We start from the raw sequence: 16361 nt of genomic DNA on the forward strand, positions 1-16361 counted from the left end.
TTATGAGATTTAACTTTGATACAGAAAATGAAAAAACACAAAATACTTATGTTGATGCTGCAAAACTTCCTGAAAATACAGATAAGGAAATTGAAGAGAAACTAAAAAAAATAGACGATGAATTAAAAAATTCACCTGAAGTAATTGAAATATCCAAAAATATTAATGTTACAGATATTAATTCAATAATGGAGTTTGGAAGCACCCCCGCCGAAAAAATTTCACAGTTTTCTGATAAGATTTTAAATACTATGAAATTAGAGAGTGTAGAAAATTCAAGTGTTCTTCTTAAAGAATTAACTGCAGTAATGAATAAATTTGATAAGCAAGAATTAGAGGAAAAGCCAGGAGGATTTTTTTCAAAAATATTTAACTCTAGTAAAAAAACAATCCAAGGTATTTTAAGTAAATATCAAACCTTTGGAACTGAAATAGACAGGATTTATTCCAGCATAAGTTCTTATAAATCAGAAATACTTAAAACTAATAAAATGCTGGAGGAAATGTTTCACGAAAACTTTAATTATTACATTAATCTAGAAAAATACTCCGCTGCCTGTGAATTAACCATAAGAGAAATAGAATGTGAAGATATACCTTACTTTAAAGAAAAAGCACAAACTGGTTCGCAAGAGGATATCCTTAAACTTCAAGAAGTGCAATATTCTCTTGAAATGTTAAAACAAAGGCATTATGATCTTGAAATGGCCAAAATGGTTGCACTTCAAACTGCTCCTCAAATCAGAACAATACAAAAAGGCAACTACAAATTAATTGGCAAAATTCATTCTGCGTTTATAATTACTATTCCTATATTTAAAAATGGTCTTATCCAAGCTGTAACATTGAAAAGACAAAAGTTAGTAGCAAAATCCATGGAAGCTTTGGATAACGCCACAAATGAGCTTCTCATAAAAAACGCTAATACTATAAAAGAGCAAAGTATAGATATATCTAAAATAACTGGTTCCCCCTCAATAAAAATAGACACTCTTGAAGAAACCTGGAAAATAATAATGGATGGAATAAATGAAACTGAAAAAATTGAAGAGGAAAACAAGAAATTGCGAACTGATGGAATCGATAAGCTAGGAAAACTAAAAATTGAATATATAAAAAGAATAAAATAATCCTGCATGCATGTTAATATTACATTGTATTAGCATGCATGTTTTATCTTTAGTTAAAAATCCACTAAATTGTAATTTCAAATAAAGTATCTTCTTTGGATATGTCATTCTTATAATTCTTTTTTATCTCCTTAACAACACTCATATTTGCAACCACAATGCAGAGAACTAATTCTCTATCTTTGAGTAAATTTTCATTTACAAGCAGCAATTTATCACCTACTGATACCTTATCCTCCTCTTTGACTATTGAATGAAATAGTTCATTTGGAAAATCTGCTTCATCCATATTTACATGAAGAAGTATATCTATACCCTCACTAGTTTCTATTCCAATACCATGCTTAGTTGGTAATATAAGTTTAACAGTTCCATCAACTGGTGCCACGATTTCACTTGTTTTAATTTTTACAGCTACTCCATCACCCACAAGCTTTTTTGAAAACACATAGTCATTCACATCTGAAATATCAATTATTTCTCCTTCTGCTGGAGACTTAACCAATATCTTTTTTTCATCACAATCCTCACAAATCAATTATATTCCTCCTTTTTAATACCATAGTATATTAATTTTATATAGTTGTAAGTTAAGTTTATGTTCTTCTCCCTATATTTTTTATACCCCTTAACCAAATATGTTTTTTATTTTTTGTTCATCTAAGTTTAATAGTACATTCTCTTCTGAGAACATTTTGTCACCTAATACATTATCGACCATTTTTTTCTTTTCTTGTTGTAATTTATATATTTTTTCTTCAATGGTACCACGAGTTATAAGCTTTATAATCTCAACATTTTTCTTTTGCCCTATTCTGTGAGCTCTATCTGAAGCTTGATTTTCTACTGCTGGATTCCACCATGGGTCAAAGTGCACAACAATATCCGCTCCTGTTAAATTAAGACCTGTTCCACCTGCCTTAAGCGATATTAAGAACACTTCTCCCTTACCCTTATTAAATTCATCCGCAAGCTGAAATCTATCCTTCATCTTAGTATTTCCATCAAGATACATAACATCTATATCTTTTTCAATTAACTTATCTTTTATACTTTTAAGAACACTAGTGAATTGAGAAAAAACCAAAATTCTATGCCTATTAGCTATGGATGTTTTTATGGTATCCATAAGAACATCCATTTTCGCATTTTTTCCATTATAGTTTTCCACTACAGTTCTTGGATTGCTGCATATCTGCCTAAGTCTTGTCAAAAGTGAAAATATTATAAACTTGCTATTATTAATTCCCTTTTCTTCTATACTTCTATATATCTTTTCTCTAGCATTTTTAAGATATGCATAATATACTTCTTTTTGTTTTTGAGACATTTCAATAAGTATCTTATGCTCAACCTTAGAGGGAAGTTCTTTTACTACACTTTCTTTAAGCCTTCTCAAGATAAAAGGTTCAATATGTCTATTTAACTCGTAAAGAGCCCTCTTATCCTTTTCCTTTATTATTGGATTTTCATATTTATTTACAAACTTTGAGTAGCTTAAAAGATATCCGGGCATTATAAAATCAAATATAGACCATAACTCTGAAAGACAATTTTCTATTGGTGTTCCTGTAAGTGCAAAGCAATTTTTAGCCCTTATTTTTTTTACTGCTTTTGTAATCAACGAATTTTTATTTTTTATATACTGAGCCTCATCCAAAATACAATATTTAAATTTTATTTTGGAGTACTCCTCTATATCCATTCTTATAAGTGAATAAGACGTTATTAGGACATCGTAATTATAATACTCTCCTATAGCTTCAGCTCTTTCTCTTTTAGTCCCTGATATTATTAATGTCTTGAGATTCTTAGAGAATTTTTCTATTTCCTCTTTCCAATTATAAACTATGGATGTAGGTACTATTATAATACTAGTTTCTTTATGCCCTGTACCTGATGAAATAAATGCAATTGTCTGAAGGGTTTTCCCAAGCCCCATCTCATCTGCTAATATTCCCCCTACACCAAAATGGTCTAATGACTTAAACCACCTAAATCCCCTTTTTTGATAATCTCTCATTATACTATTAAATTCATTAGGAATGCCAACTTTCATATTTTCCAAGCCTTTTGATAATTTAACCATTCTTTCAAATCTAGTGTCTTTATCAAAAAACATTAGATTTTCCTCATCAATATATCTATTAATATATGCAGCATTTTCTTTTGAAAGAATGGCTGGTTTTTGGTTAATCTTCGAATAGTCCAAATCCATATATTTAAACATATCAGCTATCTTTTTTATAACCTTATTGCTTAAATCTACAATTTCTCCTTCTTTTAGTTTGTAATATTTCTTTTTAAGTCTCAATGCCTCAAATATATTATATAGTTCACTGTTATCAATACCATCAATTTCAAATGATACTTCAATCATATTACCTTCATTAACCTTTAAACTCCCTTTGTACATATGAGGAGAATACACCTTGAATTTTTTAATATTTTCTGAGTAATAGATTTCATATCCCTTACTTTGGATTTTATCCAATCCTACAGACATGAACTCAACCATTTTATCTAAAGAATCATTTATATATATTATTTCACCATCCTTATAAAATCCAAAATCCTGCAATATCTTTATTATATATACTTCTCCATTTACATCCTTAAGCTTTTTATCATTATTCTCAAATTTGATGTTTATAAGCATGTTCTCATCAATTTTATCCATATAAACTTTAGGTTTTAAATAATCATAGTTAATTACATTTTTGCAAGCTGCTATGCCTAGTTCCTTCAAAACAGGATATACATATGACAATACATCTTGTCTATCTTCCTTATAATATTTTACTACTTTACTATTTGAAAATACTTTAATCAAAAGACTATAAATATTTATCTTATATTGGTCTAGCTTGTATACCTTTCCTTGATAAAATACATACTTATTACCGCGAACTAAAGATATCGGCTCTCCTCCAGATAATGTTAGTTTTACACTTTCCTCTTTTTCTTCTATAGTAAGATTTATCTTTGGAAATTCATCGACCACTATATAACAATCGGTTATTCCTTCATCATTAATTAAAATACTAAAATCTCTATCTTCTAAAATTATCATCAATCTACTTAAACCTGATTCTGTTAGATATATATTTTTACCTAAAATGCTCTTTTCCTTATCTTTTACCACATCTTCATTATCGTGATATATGGCAAACAATAACTCAAAAAGCTCTTCATCACGTTTTTTTATAGAATACTTATAAGGATAATATGTAAATTTTTCTCCTATTTTTATTTGTTTATTTTCAAGAATTGATTTTAAAAACGTAGAGACATCTTTAACTACATATAATCTATCTTCCCCAACTCTAATATTAATGTAGCTTTTTTTTGTGGTTTCTGTAAAATAGTGAAGTTTAACCTCTATATTAATTGGTTTGCCCTTTATTTCTCTCTTTATAATACTTTGCTTTAAACCATACAAAAGCCTTTTACTATAATCGCTTTTTACATTGTTTTTACCATCTATATATTTTATAAGCACAGCACCTACATGAGAGCAAATATCATTATTTTTTACATTACTGCAATTACACTTAATAATATTTATTCCTGTTTTGTTGTTAAATAATATCATGCAAGTATAATCATTTCCGCTTCCATCCATAACTTCTGCATTAATCTTCACAAAATTCGCATCATAAAAATCATTGTGGTTCTCATTTACAACTATATTAAAAACCTTATTACCATTATATAAATCCAAAGCTTCTTTATATGTTTTGGGCTTCATAAGCTTTCTAATATTATCTTTGGTTATGTTGAACATAAACTACCACCTCATCATAGATCAACGTATTTAGCCTTAATTAATTTCAAATCCTCCCAAAACGCTGTTTTTTTATTTTCATCTCTAAATAATGCAGCTGGATGAAAGGTTGCCATCATATAAATTCCCTTTACCTTAAGCCATTTTCCTCTATCTCTAGTAATTCTCATTTGTCCATTCTTCCATATTAGATTTTCCTCTTCTATAGTATTGTTCTGTTGTAGGATTTTATTAAGCGCTGGTTCCATAATAAACTTCATTGCTGTGGAACCTAGGCATACTAATATCTTAGGCTTTATAAGTGCGAATTGGTTTCTCAAGTATGGCATGCACGCTTCAGCTTCATCCTCATAAGGTGTTCTATTTTTTTCTGGCCTACATTTACACACATTTGCTATATAATAATCCCTATCTCTTGATAAATTGAGGGCTGTTAATCCTTTAGTCAAAAGCTGTCCTGCTCTTCCGACAAATGGCCTTCCGAGTCTATCCTCGTCTGCTCCCGGTGCTTCCCCAACAAACATCAATTTTGCTTCAGGGTTCCCTTCGCCAAAAACCATATTTGTTCTATTTTCTCCAAGTCTGCACTTTTGACATTCTATACACTCATTATACAATTCTCTCCATTGAAGCATTGTATCATCACCTCAATTTTAGTATATCATATAGACGTTCTATAGTTAAACTTAATTAAGTTACATTTACATAATCCACTCACTAACATTGTTGCCATATAGTATAGACTTTTATTTATTAATATTTAGCAACTTTTTAAATAATATTACACATACAAACATTTCTCGAGAAATACTATCAAAACATATATCTTTACCGATAATATAAATGATATAATTAACGTATAAAGGTTTACACTGGGGGGTATTTTTATGAGAAAAAATTATACAATATATGCGTCAATAATATTTTTGATTACAACTCTTATTTTGTCTGGCTGTTCCTCAAGAAGTGAGGGATTTTTAGAAAAGGCTAACAGTTCAATGGCAAATAAACAGTATACTAAAGCACTTAACTATTACTCTTCTGCAATTAATTCTGATAAATCCAATACCGATGCTATTACAGGAAAAGCCTACGCTTTTATTATGCTAAAAAGATATCCTGAAGCAGTTTCCTGTGCTGAAAGTGCAATAAAACAGAATAAAAATCTTGGAAAAGCCTACGCTTACAAAGGAATTGCGCTCTCAAGACAAGGCAATTATATTGATGCATTAAAATATTTAGATAAGGCTATAGAATTAAAATTTAAAGATTCTAAAACCTTAAACGAAAGAGGTTATGATTTAATAAAAATAGGTAGAAGTGATCTCGCAGTTGATCCTTTAACTGAAGCAATAAAAATCAATCCAAAATATTATGATGCCTACTTAAACAAAGCCTCGGCATTAGTTAACAACAAGAACTATACAGATGCAAAGAGCTGCTTAGATGAGGCTCTTAAGTTGAGCACCAATAAAACTGATTTTTACAATAAAGAAGGATTACTTTTTCAGTCAGCGGGTCTGTATGATGATGCAAAAGCTTGCTTAGATAAAGCTATTTCATTATCTCCTAAAAATGCTGTACTTTATTACAATAAAGGTCTTGTATTAACCGATAGTAATAATTATACAGAAGCCATTGATCTATTTAACAAAGCTATTTCATTAAATTCAAAATACTCAAATGCTTATGATGCAAAAGGTCTTGCACTTCGCTCACTTAATAAGCTAGAAGATGCTGTAAAAGAATTTGATAATGCAATAAAATACAATTCTTATAATAGTGCAGCGTATAATGATAAAGCTTGTGTTCTTGCAGATAAAGGCAATCTTGAAGATGCTCTAAAAAGTATTAATAAAGCAATTGAGATAAACCCTGAATCAAAAGATTTTTACACAAACAAGAGCTTTATTTTAAAAAGAATGGGAAAGACAAAAGAAGCTGAAGAATTTCAAAAGAAGGCAAATGCATTGTAGCATTTAGGAGAGTGAACATGTCACTCTCCTAAATTTTATATTTTTATTATGACTTTAGTCCCTTCTTTATCTTCAACATCTACAACTTTTAATCCCTTGTATTCTTTTAGTATATCAACACATCTATACAAAGCATCAAAATCAATCATCTCGATATACTTTCTATCCTTAAGAGGAATATTTCTAAGAATGAATGGCTTTTGAATAAATTTTAAGGAAAATCTTATAAAAAAATTGGGTATAGGTATTACAAATCTCATATTTTTATTTTTAATATATATTCTCAAAGAAACCACTTCCTACTCTATTACAACCTCTACGTTATCTCCTTTAGCACTTTTAACATCAATTATTTTTCCTATAAGACCATTATCTATGGCTTCAGAAATAACCTCTAAATCTATATTTTCCATTCCTGGGGTTGTTTCCTTTATTGGAAGTTTACCTAAAGTCTTAAGAAGAGTTTTTATAAGTTTTATAGGTAATTTTATATCTACATTATCTCCATCTGCTGAATTAACTTTTATCTTAAGCATTTTATCCATTATATCTTCATTATTTATTACTTGTATTTCACCTTTGCCATTACTTACATCAAGCGCCTCTATTAATTCCTGTGCCTTTTCAGAATTGATTTTACCATCTTCAACCATCTTTAATATTTTCAACATTTCTTCGCTCATTTTATTCTCCTCCATTATTTGTATTACCTTCCTTATTTAACATTTTTATAGCATCATCAGGACTTATTTCTCCTTTTTCAAGCATGTCTATTATTTTCTTTTTCCCAATATTAACTGAATTTTCAGAATCAGTATTATACCCAAGAGCTCTTATAACCTCATCTAACTTTGTTCTAACTGTTGGATATGATATATTTAATTCCTTTTCAACTTCCTTTATACTTCCCCTACATTTAAGAAATACCTCTACGAACATAAGTTGATCACTTGTTAAGTACTCAAACTTTGACATTTTGAAGTTATTTTCTATAGTTGTCTCACAATTACTGCACTTTAGCCTGGTAATAATAAGTTTTCTTCCACATACAGGACATCTATTTATAACTTTATATGACAAATTGTCACCTCATTTACATAAATATTAATCACTATCTATAATATAGCATATATATTTGATTTATTCAATTAGAAAATTAATTTTTTTAATTTTTTTAAAGTATACATTAATATTATTAATATATATATTAATTTTATTCAAAGCCTCATGTGATTAAATATATTTTTTGTAACATATTTCTCCGAGAGTTAATATACTATTTATGTATGTAATTCTTGGAGGTCTACAATGTATTATAACTGTCCTTTTAATTACACAAATGATTACGATGATTATAGCTATAATGATGATTATGATTATAATAACTATAATTATGATGACCTATACAGAACAGAAAACACACCTAGCACAGTCACCAATATATACTCTTATCCTCAAAATCTAGCAGGTGCAATTAGATTAATAGAGGAATCAGTAGGTGGTGAAAGAGAGGATGAACTGTTTTATAACTATTTACTTAGCGTGGCTCCAAACGCAGAAGCCAAACGTATAATAACAGGAATAAGAGATGATGAAAGAAAACACAATGTAATGCTCAGACGAATCTACACTCAACTTACAAGAAGAACATTGCCACAAGGTCAAGATGGAACTTTCCAAAAACCATCCTCTTATATTGATGGCATAAGGCAATCTATTATTGGAGAAACAGACGCTGTTAAGCGTTATAGAACTATTCTCTTTGCACTTCAAAATAGAGTTCACATAAACATGTTGACAGAAATACTTTCTGATGAATTAAGGCATGCATCTCTTTACAATATGCTTCTTAATCTAAACCCATCAAGATAACCTATCTTAAAAAGGACTGTTATAGATATAATATAGCAGTCCTTTTGTTCAGTTTTCATCTAATTTCTTAGAAAATTAATTTATAAATAATTTTATCGGCAAATTTTTAGTGCTCTAATTTAAGTTAAGCCTCTCATTTAGTTTCCTACATTTTAAACTTCATTTAATTCTTATATACATGTATAATTAAATAGATGAAAAACCAGTTCAACTTAATTTTAAATCTGGTTTACTTATGTGGAAAATAGGCATGTCTTATTTTCTTTAATCACACTTTTGGAGGAATAAATATGAGCAAAGCTGATGAAAAATATTTAGATATAATAGAAAACATTTTAGAAAATGGTTATTATGATAACAATAGAACAGGAATTGAAACCTATAAGCTTCCTCATCAAATTATGCAGTTTGACTTGTCCAAAGAGTTTCCAATACTCACAACAAAATTTGTTGCTTTTAAAACTTCTGTAAAGGAGCTTTTGTGGATATATAAAGATCAATCAAACGATGTGAGAAAACTTCAAAATGAGAATGTTACCATATGGGATGAATGGATGCTCGAAGACGGCACTATAGGAAAAGCTTACGGTTATCAAGTAGCTAAATTTAAACAAATTGACAATCTAATAGACACCTTAAAAACGGACCCTCAAAGTAGACGAATGCTTATATCCTTATGGAATATAGCCGACTTAAAGGATATGTCTCTTACACCTTGCTGCTATGAAACACTGTGGGATGTACAAAATGGCAAACTAAATTGTATGCTAGTTCAAAGAAGTGGTGACATGCCTTTAGGTGTACCTTTTAATATGTGCCAATATGCAGTTTTAGTACATTTAATAGCCCAGGTTACTGGCCTTAAACCAGGTCTCTTTACTCATGTGATAAATAATGCTCATATATATAAAAATCAAATTGAAGGTATGAAAATTCAACTTAAAAGAAGAGATAAGGCATACGAAGCACCAAAGCTGTGGATAAATCCTAACATTAAAAATTTTTATGATTTTACAGCTGATGACATTAAATTAATAGATTACAAACATCACGATAAAATAAAAATGGAGGTGGCCGTGTAATGCTTAGTATAATAGCTGCATTAAATGAAAATTATGTAATAGGAAATGAAAATAAGCTTATATGGCATATATCTGATGATTTAAAAAGGTTTAAAAAATTAACTACAGGAAAAACAATCATAATGGGAAGAAAGACCTTCGAATCTCTTCCTGGTGTTCTGCCTAATAGAAAACATATTGTAATAACCAAAAACCTTAATTACTCTAGAGAAAATGTATCAATAGTACACAGTATAGATGAAATAATAGAACTCAAAGATACTACCGAGGAAAATTTTATAATAGGTGGAGGGGAAATATACAGAGCACTTATCCCGTATTGCAGTATTCTCTATTTAACTAAAGTTCATTCTAATCAAACTGGAGATGCTTTTTTCCCAAAATTTGATGAAAATGACTATTCAATAATTGCAACTGAAAAACATGGAGACTATGACTTTGTAACATTTAAAAGGAGGTAAAGCATGAATATAAAAGAACAAATTATAAATTTACCTAAGGTTGAACTTCACTGTCACTTGGATGGAAGTTTAAGACCAGAAACTGTACTCGACTTGTGTTTAAAAGAAAACATAAATATACCATACGAAAATCCTGAAGATTTTAAGTCCTCTTTAAAAATTTCTAAGAACTGTAGCTCTTTAAAGGAATATTTAGAAAAATTCTATTTTCCAATTAGGGTAATGCAAAAAAAAGAAAATATATATAGAGTTACTATGGAACTTCTTGAGGATTCAAAAAAAGATGGTATTGAATATACCGAAATAAGATTTGCACCTTTTCAGCACACGGAACAAGATTTAAATGAAAATGATGTTGTAGAAGCAGCTCTAGAAGCATTACAAGATGGCGAAAGTAAACTGGGTATACACTCAAATCTAATTCTTTGCTCTCTTAGGCATGATCCTGTAGAACGTTCAATAGATCTTGTTAATCTTGCTAACAGCTATAATGAGGGTGTTTGTGCTGTGGATTTGGCTGGAAACGAAAGTGATTTTCCACCAGAACTACATAAGGAAGCTTTCGACTTAGCATATGATAACGGTATTAAAATAACTATACATGCTGGAGAAACCGGAATAGCTGAAAACATATTAAAATCTATAAAACTTCTCCATGCAGATAGAATAGGTCATGGAATTTTTGCCTATAAAAGTGAAGAAATTTTGCAATATGTTATCGAAAATCAAGTTCCACTGGAAATGTGTCCTAAAAGCAATGTAGATACTAAAGCAGTAAAAAATTATAAAAATCATCCTTTTAAAAAGTATTTTGATTTAGGAGTTAAAGTAACATTAAATACAGATAACAGAACCGTATCAAACGTTTCGCTAGTTGATGAATATTTAAATTTAGCAAATATTTTTGATTTCGGGATTGAAGAAATTAAAACCGTTATAAGAAATGGCATAAGTGCATCTTTTGCCACTGAAGAGTTTAAAGTTAACCTTTTAAAAAAATTAGATTAAATTCAGAATAAAAATAAGGAGCAAATGCTCCTTATTTTTATTCAAATACATTTATTAATCTTCCAAATATATCCTTGTTCTCTGTTATTTTAACATCATTTCCAAGGACGCATATATAATTTTGTTCCATAACATCCTTGAGAAGTTTAGAATATGATTTTATTTCTTCCTTTTTCGTGCTTAAAATCTCATCTCTTTCTTTTTGTAAATCCTCATATGTTAATTTATTAAAGTAGTAAGAATCTGATTTTTGCCCAATTTGCTTTGGTAAAAGAGGCTGATCAATTGAAGATATTGTTCCTAATATATACTTTGTCATTTCATAATCATCTGCATTGAAATTCTCAATGTATTTATAAACTTCATCATATATTTTAAGTGTTTCTGTTAAATTTGGATCTCTATAAGATGCAAAGAGTATACTTCCATTTCTTTGAATGTATGCAGAGCAGCCATATGCTCCTCCCATTACTCTTACATTATTCCACAAGTAACTTAAACTTATTATGCTTTTTAAAACTTTCATTTTTCCTGAGTAATCATACCCAAGCCTTCTAAAATTAAATCCTTTAGCCGCATATTGAACCTTACTAGAAGTAATTAATCCTTCATTATTGGACTGAGCTACTTTATTATATTCTTCTGATTTAGCTGGCACCTCAAAACTCTTTAACTTAATCTTTGGCAATTGTTCTTTAAACTTATTATAAACTTCATCATTACCTGTTACACTTATAATAACATTATCTTTATTAAATATAGTATCGCATATTCCCTTTAATTTGTTCTTTACCTCATCAAATTTTTCACTAAAATTCTCATCTAAGTTACATATAAACTTGTAGAAACTAATTCCATTAAGTCTTTCACTATATTCCCCAGATGGTGAAAAATATGATTTAAGTCTAATAGCTGCTATGGAATTTCCACTTTGGTTTATAATCATCTCAAGTCTAGATCTCATTTCCTGAATTATTTCCTTAATTCTTTTTTCATCATCAAATAAACTATGATATATTATCTCATCTATTAGCTGGAATGCATCTCCAACCTTATCCATTATAACTTTAGTTTTGCAAACAAACTTTGTGGTATAGTCCTTATCATCATCCTTTGATGTAAAAAGATTATTTTCAAAACTGATATCCCCAGTTTTTATATTTATCTCATTTGCCAAATCCTCATATTTATACTTTTCTGTATTTACTTTTCCAAGAATATTCTCAAGAAGTCCGAGATAAGGCAAGTCATCATATTTAACTACACCAGATTCAAAATACATCCTTAAATAAAGTATTTTATTTGTAAATACATTATGGTATAAAACCTTTATTTTATCTTCTTCTCTTTCTTCAAGTGGAAGTTTTTCTACTTCTTTGTTTACATCCTTTAAAGAAAGCATAGGTATCTTTCTCAAATCCTCTTCAGAGTCTTCACTAGTTTGCCTTTCTCTTAATTTCTTAGTATCTGAAATAATTTTATTTAATTCTTCATCGCTTAGAGAACTTTTCAAACTACTTAACTCTTCACTTTCTTTCTTACTTTTTTTAACCTCAACTGTTTTTGAAGGTTTTACAATTACTAAACTGCTGTGATTAGAGTTTATTAGGTAATCTTCAATTAGCTTTTCAAAATAGTTCTCTGTAAGAGACTTTTTAATATTTTTAAGAGCATCTTCAAATCTTAAATTATTAGTTGGATTGGCATCGTAAAGCCAGCTATCCATTGTCTTTATACTATATCCTAATCCTCTAGGATAACTTTTGAAATCTGCTTCTCTAAGTTCGAATTCTCTTATATTTATTGCTGCTTCTATTAATTTTTTGTCTATACCATTCTTAACTAAATCGTTCAAGGTATCAAAAACTAATTTCTTAAATTCTTCTTTTCTCTCTTCATTAGAATTTTTAACTATCACACTAAAATAAGTCTGCATTATTCCATTGTCATAGATTCCAAATACATCTTTTCCAAGCCCAGCTTTTATAATTGCCTTTTTAAGAGGTGCAGCCTCACTTTCAAGAAGAATGTACTCAAGCATATCGAAAGCTAAATACTTTTCATTGTCAGTAGGACTACTTACAACAAAATTAAGACTTAAATAAGTTTTATCTTTTTCTCCTTCATCTTGAAGTATTGGATATTCATGTGAAGACTCAACTAACTTTCCAATAGGCTTTTGTGGTTCTATTTTAGAATCCACTTCTATCCTATCATAATTCTTTAGATATTCTTCATCGATATATTTTAGTTTTTCATCTATATCCATATCTCCATATAAATATATATAACTATTGCTAGGGCTATAATATTTCTTATGAGAATCCAAAAAAGCATCGTATGTTAAATCTGGTATATCATCAGGGTCTCCACCAGATTCAAAACCATAAGTATTGTCAGGGAACAAAGAGTTTTGTATCTTTCTCATAAGAACTCCCTCTGGGGATGAAAAAGCACCTTTCATCTCATTGTAAACAACACCCTTATAACTTATGTTTTCATCTTTATTATTTAACTCATAATGCCAACCTTCTTGCTGAAATATCTCTTCATACTTATAAATATTTGGATGAAAAACAGCGTCGAGATATACATCCATAAGATTCAAGAAATCCTTATCGTTTTGGCTTGCAACCGGATACATTGTTTTGTCACTAAAAGTAAATGCATTTAGAAATGTATTTAAAGATCCCTTTAGTAATTCAACAAATGGTTCCTTAACAGGGTATTTATCTGATCCACATAAAACAGAATGTTCAAGTATATGAAAAACTCCTGTACTATCTTTAGGTGGTGTTCTAAAACTTATTGAAAAAACCTTATTTTTATCTTCATTTTGTAAATATAGTAGTCTAGCTCCGCTTTTTACATGCTCAAACATAAAAGCCTTTGAATTTATTTCATTTATATCTTCTTCACTTACAAACTTAAAACCATGATAAATGCTATCCTTTTTAAAACAATTCACTCAATATCACTCCTTAATTTAAATTCAACAACGTTGTGACAATATATACATATTATAAGGTACTTTGCCCAATCTTTACAAGAATATTTCCTATAATTAATAATTTATCCAAAAATCCTACTTAAATTCTTTTAGTTTTTCTAATATGAATTTATACTCTTTATCTAATTCTTCTAAGTTATCATTTTTAGATGGTACTGATATCCTCCCAATAATATTGGATAACCTATTTTGTAAAATCATTTTTTTCTCCTTAGTGTTTTTATCCTCTTCACCTTTGCCTAACTTTTTTACATACTCACTGTATGTTCCATCAAATTGTTCTATCCTGTTATTCTTTATTGTTATTATAAAATTAGCAATATTATTTACAAACCTTCTATCATGTGATACAAAAATTACCGTTCCTGCATAATCCTTAAGTACCTCTTCTAACGCATTCATAGAATACACATCAAGATAATTTGTAGGCTCATCTAATATAAGTACATTATTTCCACTTAATATTATCTTGGCAAATGACACCTTAACTCTTTCTCCTCCACTTAACTCAGAAACCTTTTTATCAACATCTTCACTTTTAAATAATAATCTAGCAAGTGTAAGTCTTGCAAAACTCTCATCGTAAATACACTTTTCCATAACATTTTCTAATATAGTTTTATTCTTCGAAATTACATCAAGTTCTTGACTAAAATATCCTATTTGAGCATTTTCAGCTGTAATTATACCTTTATTATGTGTCATTATCATTTTAAGTAACGTTGTTTTGCCTGCCCCATTTTCTCCAATAAGCGCAGCCTTTATTCCATTTGGTATACTAAACTCAGCATTTTCAAATATTATTTTTTCGCCAAACCTCTTATTTATATTATTTCCTTTTATAATTATTTTAGAATATATTTTTTTAGAATATATAAAATCTATTTTCGATTTTATAACCTCAGCTGGCTTTTCTTTTTCAGTCATATGCTTAATTCTGGACTCTACTGCCTTTCTTCTCTTATCTAAATTTGCTTTTCCTTTTTGACCTCCCATCCTATGAAGCCTAGCCTCAGAATTTCCCATTCTTTTGGGTGTTTTATTTATAGACTGCGTCTTATCGTGTATATTATTCATAACCTTCACAAGTCTTTTCTTTTCATTTACATAACTGATATATTCAAACTCTTTTCTCCTTACTTCAAGTTCTTTTTGCTTTAAGAACCCAGAAAAATTACTATTATACAAAGTTTCTTTTCCATTCTCAATTTCAATTATTTTATTACACACCTTATCAAGAAGCTCTCTATCATGAGATACCAAAATTAAAGCCCCATTAAAGTCAAGAAGCATCTTTTCTAATTTATTTGAAGCAGCTATATCAAGATTTGCTGTAGGTTCATCCGCCATTAATATTTCTGCATTTTCTTTAAATGAGTTTTTTATCTTTAATTTCGTTCTTTCTCCCCCGCTTAAATTTTTCTCACGCTGTGAATACATATCATCAAGCTGGCTTATATATGAATAAGAAGCTTGCAGCTTTACAACTCCTTCTTCAGCTTTAATTTTTCCTGATAGTATATTAAGAAGTGTAGTCTTACCTGCACCATTTACGCCTACCACTCCTATTTTATCTCCACTATATATTTTTAGGTTATTTATCTCTAATATTAATCTATCCTTAAAATATTTTTTTAAATTATTAATTTCTAAATACAACAAAAAAATCCCTCCTATTAGTAATAGCTCTTACATAACAGCTATCAAGAGAGAATTAGACTTTAATAGTTAATACTATAACAAAAAATTTAGGTATCAAAGCTAATTACATACTTTAACCTATCATCATTATATAAAAATTATTAAGTTTGTAATCCTCTCTAGAATTTTAAATACAACAAAAAAACATACTAAATTTATGCACTTTTTGTTTAATGATTCTAAAAAAGATTACTTTCGCACCTGTATATACCTTACCTTTCATTATTTTCTTTCTTATATTTTATCTTACATAGGTTTTAAATTCAACCCAATAGTATTATTAACAATTTATTAATTTAATTGCATATTTTTATTAATTTATCAATAAAAATAT

14 protein-coding genes are annotated in these 16361 nt (G+C 29.0%); 6 read left to right on the forward strand and 8 right to left on the reverse strand.

What is annotated here, in order from left to right; all coding sequences use genetic code 11:
• The first annotated feature begins 2 nt into the window (after positions 1-2).
• Positions 3-1130, forward strand: a complete 1128-nt coding sequence (locus CA_RS15395) for a toxic anion resistance protein (protein ID WP_010966276.1) — start codon at positions 3-5, stop codon at positions 1128-1130.
• Between the two features lie 64 nt (positions 1131-1194).
• Here the strand turns inward: CA_RS15395 and CA_RS15400 are convergent, their stop codons facing one another.
• From CA_RS15400 to CA_RS15410, 3 genes are all read right to left on the reverse strand, one after another.
• Entirely contained in the window at positions 1195-1668 is a 474-nt protein-coding gene (locus CA_RS15400; protein ID WP_010966277.1) for a PTS sugar transporter subunit IIA, read from the reverse strand.
• 90 nt (positions 1669-1758) lie between these two features.
• On the reverse strand, positions 1759-4917 hold the full coding sequence (locus tag CA_RS15405; RefSeq protein ID WP_010966278.1) for an SNF2 helicase associated domain-containing protein: 3159 nt from the start codon (positions 4915-4917) through the stop codon (positions 1759-1761).
• 14 nt (positions 4918-4931) lie between these two features.
• The gene (locus CA_RS15410; RefSeq protein ID WP_010966279.1) at positions 4932-5552 is read right to left on the reverse strand and encodes a uracil-DNA glycosylase; all 621 of its coding nucleotides are present in this window, start codon (positions 5550-5552) and stop codon (positions 4932-4934) included.
• A 252-nt stretch (positions 5553-5804) separates the two neighbouring features.
• Here CA_RS15410 and CA_RS15415 point away from each other — a divergent pair, with 252 nt between their 5' ends.
• Positions 5805-6893, forward strand: coding sequence for a tetratricopeptide repeat protein (locus CA_RS15415; RefSeq protein ID WP_010966280.1), 1089 nt, complete (start codon positions 5805-5807; stop codon positions 6891-6893).
• Positions 6894-6928: 35 nt separating this feature from the next.
• Here the strand turns inward: CA_RS15415 and CA_RS15420 are convergent, their stop codons facing one another.
• From CA_RS15420 to CA_RS15430, 3 genes are read right to left on the reverse strand one after another with little or no spacing between them, the layout of a single operon-like run.
• Positions 6929-7180, reverse strand: a complete 252-nt coding sequence (locus tag CA_RS15420; protein WP_010966281.1) for a hypothetical protein — start codon at positions 7178-7180, stop codon at positions 6929-6931.
• Positions 7181-7192: 12 nt separating this feature from the next.
• The gene (locus CA_RS15425) at positions 7193-7576 is read right to left on the reverse strand and encodes an SHOCT-like domain-containing protein (protein ID WP_010966282.1); all 384 of its coding nucleotides are present in this window, start codon (positions 7574-7576) and stop codon (positions 7193-7195) included.
• A 1-nt stretch (position 7577) separates the two neighbouring features.
• Complete coding sequence (locus tag CA_RS15430; protein ID WP_010966283.1) at positions 7578-7973, reverse strand: DUF2089 domain-containing protein; 396 nt, start codon at positions 7971-7973, stop codon at positions 7578-7580.
• Positions 7974-8201: 228 nt separating this feature from the next.
• Here CA_RS15430 and CA_RS15435 point away from each other — a divergent pair, with 228 nt between their 5' ends.
• The 4 genes from CA_RS15435 to add all read left to right on the forward strand — a co-directional run bounded on the left by CA_RS15435 (position 8202) and on the right by add (position 11316).
• Positions 8202-8765 (forward strand): rubrerythrin, encoded by a 564-nt coding sequence (locus CA_RS15435; protein ID WP_010966284.1) that lies wholly within the window; start codon positions 8202-8204, stop codon positions 8763-8765.
• A gap of 290 nt (positions 8766-9055) precedes the next feature.
• Complete coding sequence (locus tag CA_RS15440; protein ID WP_010966285.1) at positions 9056-9847, forward strand: thymidylate synthase; 792 nt, start codon at positions 9056-9058, stop codon at positions 9845-9847.
• On the forward strand, positions 9847-10308 hold the full coding sequence (locus tag CA_RS15445) for a dihydrofolate reductase (RefSeq protein WP_010966286.1): 462 nt from the start codon (positions 9847-9849) through the stop codon (positions 10306-10308). The genes CA_RS15440 and CA_RS15445 overlap by 1 nt, the downstream gene beginning before the upstream one ends.
• 3 nt (positions 10309-10311) lie before the next feature.
• Entirely contained in the window at positions 10312-11316 is a 1005-nt protein-coding gene (add, locus tag CA_RS15450) for an adenosine deaminase (RefSeq protein ID WP_010966287.1), read from the forward strand.
• Between the two features lie 37 nt (positions 11317-11353).
• On the opposite strand, the gene CA_RS15455 is transcribed toward add, so the two are convergent.
• On the reverse strand, positions 11354-14284 hold the full coding sequence (locus tag CA_RS15455; protein WP_010966288.1) for an insulinase family protein: 2931 nt from the start codon (positions 14282-14284) through the stop codon (positions 11354-11356).
• A 117-nt stretch (positions 14285-14401) separates the two neighbouring features.
• Positions 14402-15988, reverse strand: a complete 1587-nt coding sequence (abc-f, locus tag CA_RS15460) for a ribosomal protection-like ABC-F family protein (protein ID WP_010966289.1) — start codon at positions 15986-15988, stop codon at positions 14402-14404.
• Positions 15989-16361: the final 373 nt, after the last annotated feature.

It is taken from the genome of Clostridium acetobutylicum ATCC 824 (genome assembly GCF_000008765.1).
GTDB classification, from domain to species: Bacteria; Bacillota; Clostridia; order Clostridiales; family Clostridiaceae; genus Clostridium_S; species Clostridium_S acetobutylicum.

Excerpts from the sequence above, each read along its gene's own strand:
- CA_RS15395 (WP_010966276.1), top strand. The coding sequence starts at position 3 with ATGAGATTTAACTTTGATACAGAAAATGAAAAAACACAAAATACTTAT.
- CA_RS15405 (WP_010966278.1), bottom strand. The coding sequence starts at position 4,917 with ATGTTCAACATAACCAAAGATAATATTAGAAAGCTTATGAAGCCCAAA.
- CA_RS15410 (WP_010966279.1), bottom strand. The coding sequence starts at position 5,552 with ATGCTTCAATGGAGAGAATTGTATAATGAGTGTATAGAATGTCAAAAG.
- CA_RS15415 (WP_010966280.1), top strand. The coding sequence starts at position 5,805 with ATGAGAAAAAATTATACAATATATGCGTCAATAATATTTTTGATTACA.
- CA_RS15425 (WP_010966282.1), bottom strand. The coding sequence starts at position 7,576 with ATGAGCGAAGAAATGTTGAAAATATTAAAGATGGTTGAAGATGGTAAA.
- CA_RS15435 (WP_010966284.1), top strand. The coding sequence starts at position 8,202 with ATGTATTATAACTGTCCTTTTAATTACACAAATGATTACGATGATTAT.
- CA_RS15440 (WP_010966285.1), top strand. The coding sequence starts at position 9,056 with ATGAGCAAAGCTGATGAAAAATATTTAGATATAATAGAAAACATTTTA.
- CA_RS15445 (WP_010966286.1), top strand. The coding sequence starts at position 9,847 with ATGCTTAGTATAATAGCTGCATTAAATGAAAATTATGTAATAGGAAAT.
- add (WP_010966287.1), top strand. The coding sequence starts at position 10,312 with ATGAATATAAAAGAACAAATTATAAATTTACCTAAGGTTGAACTTCAC.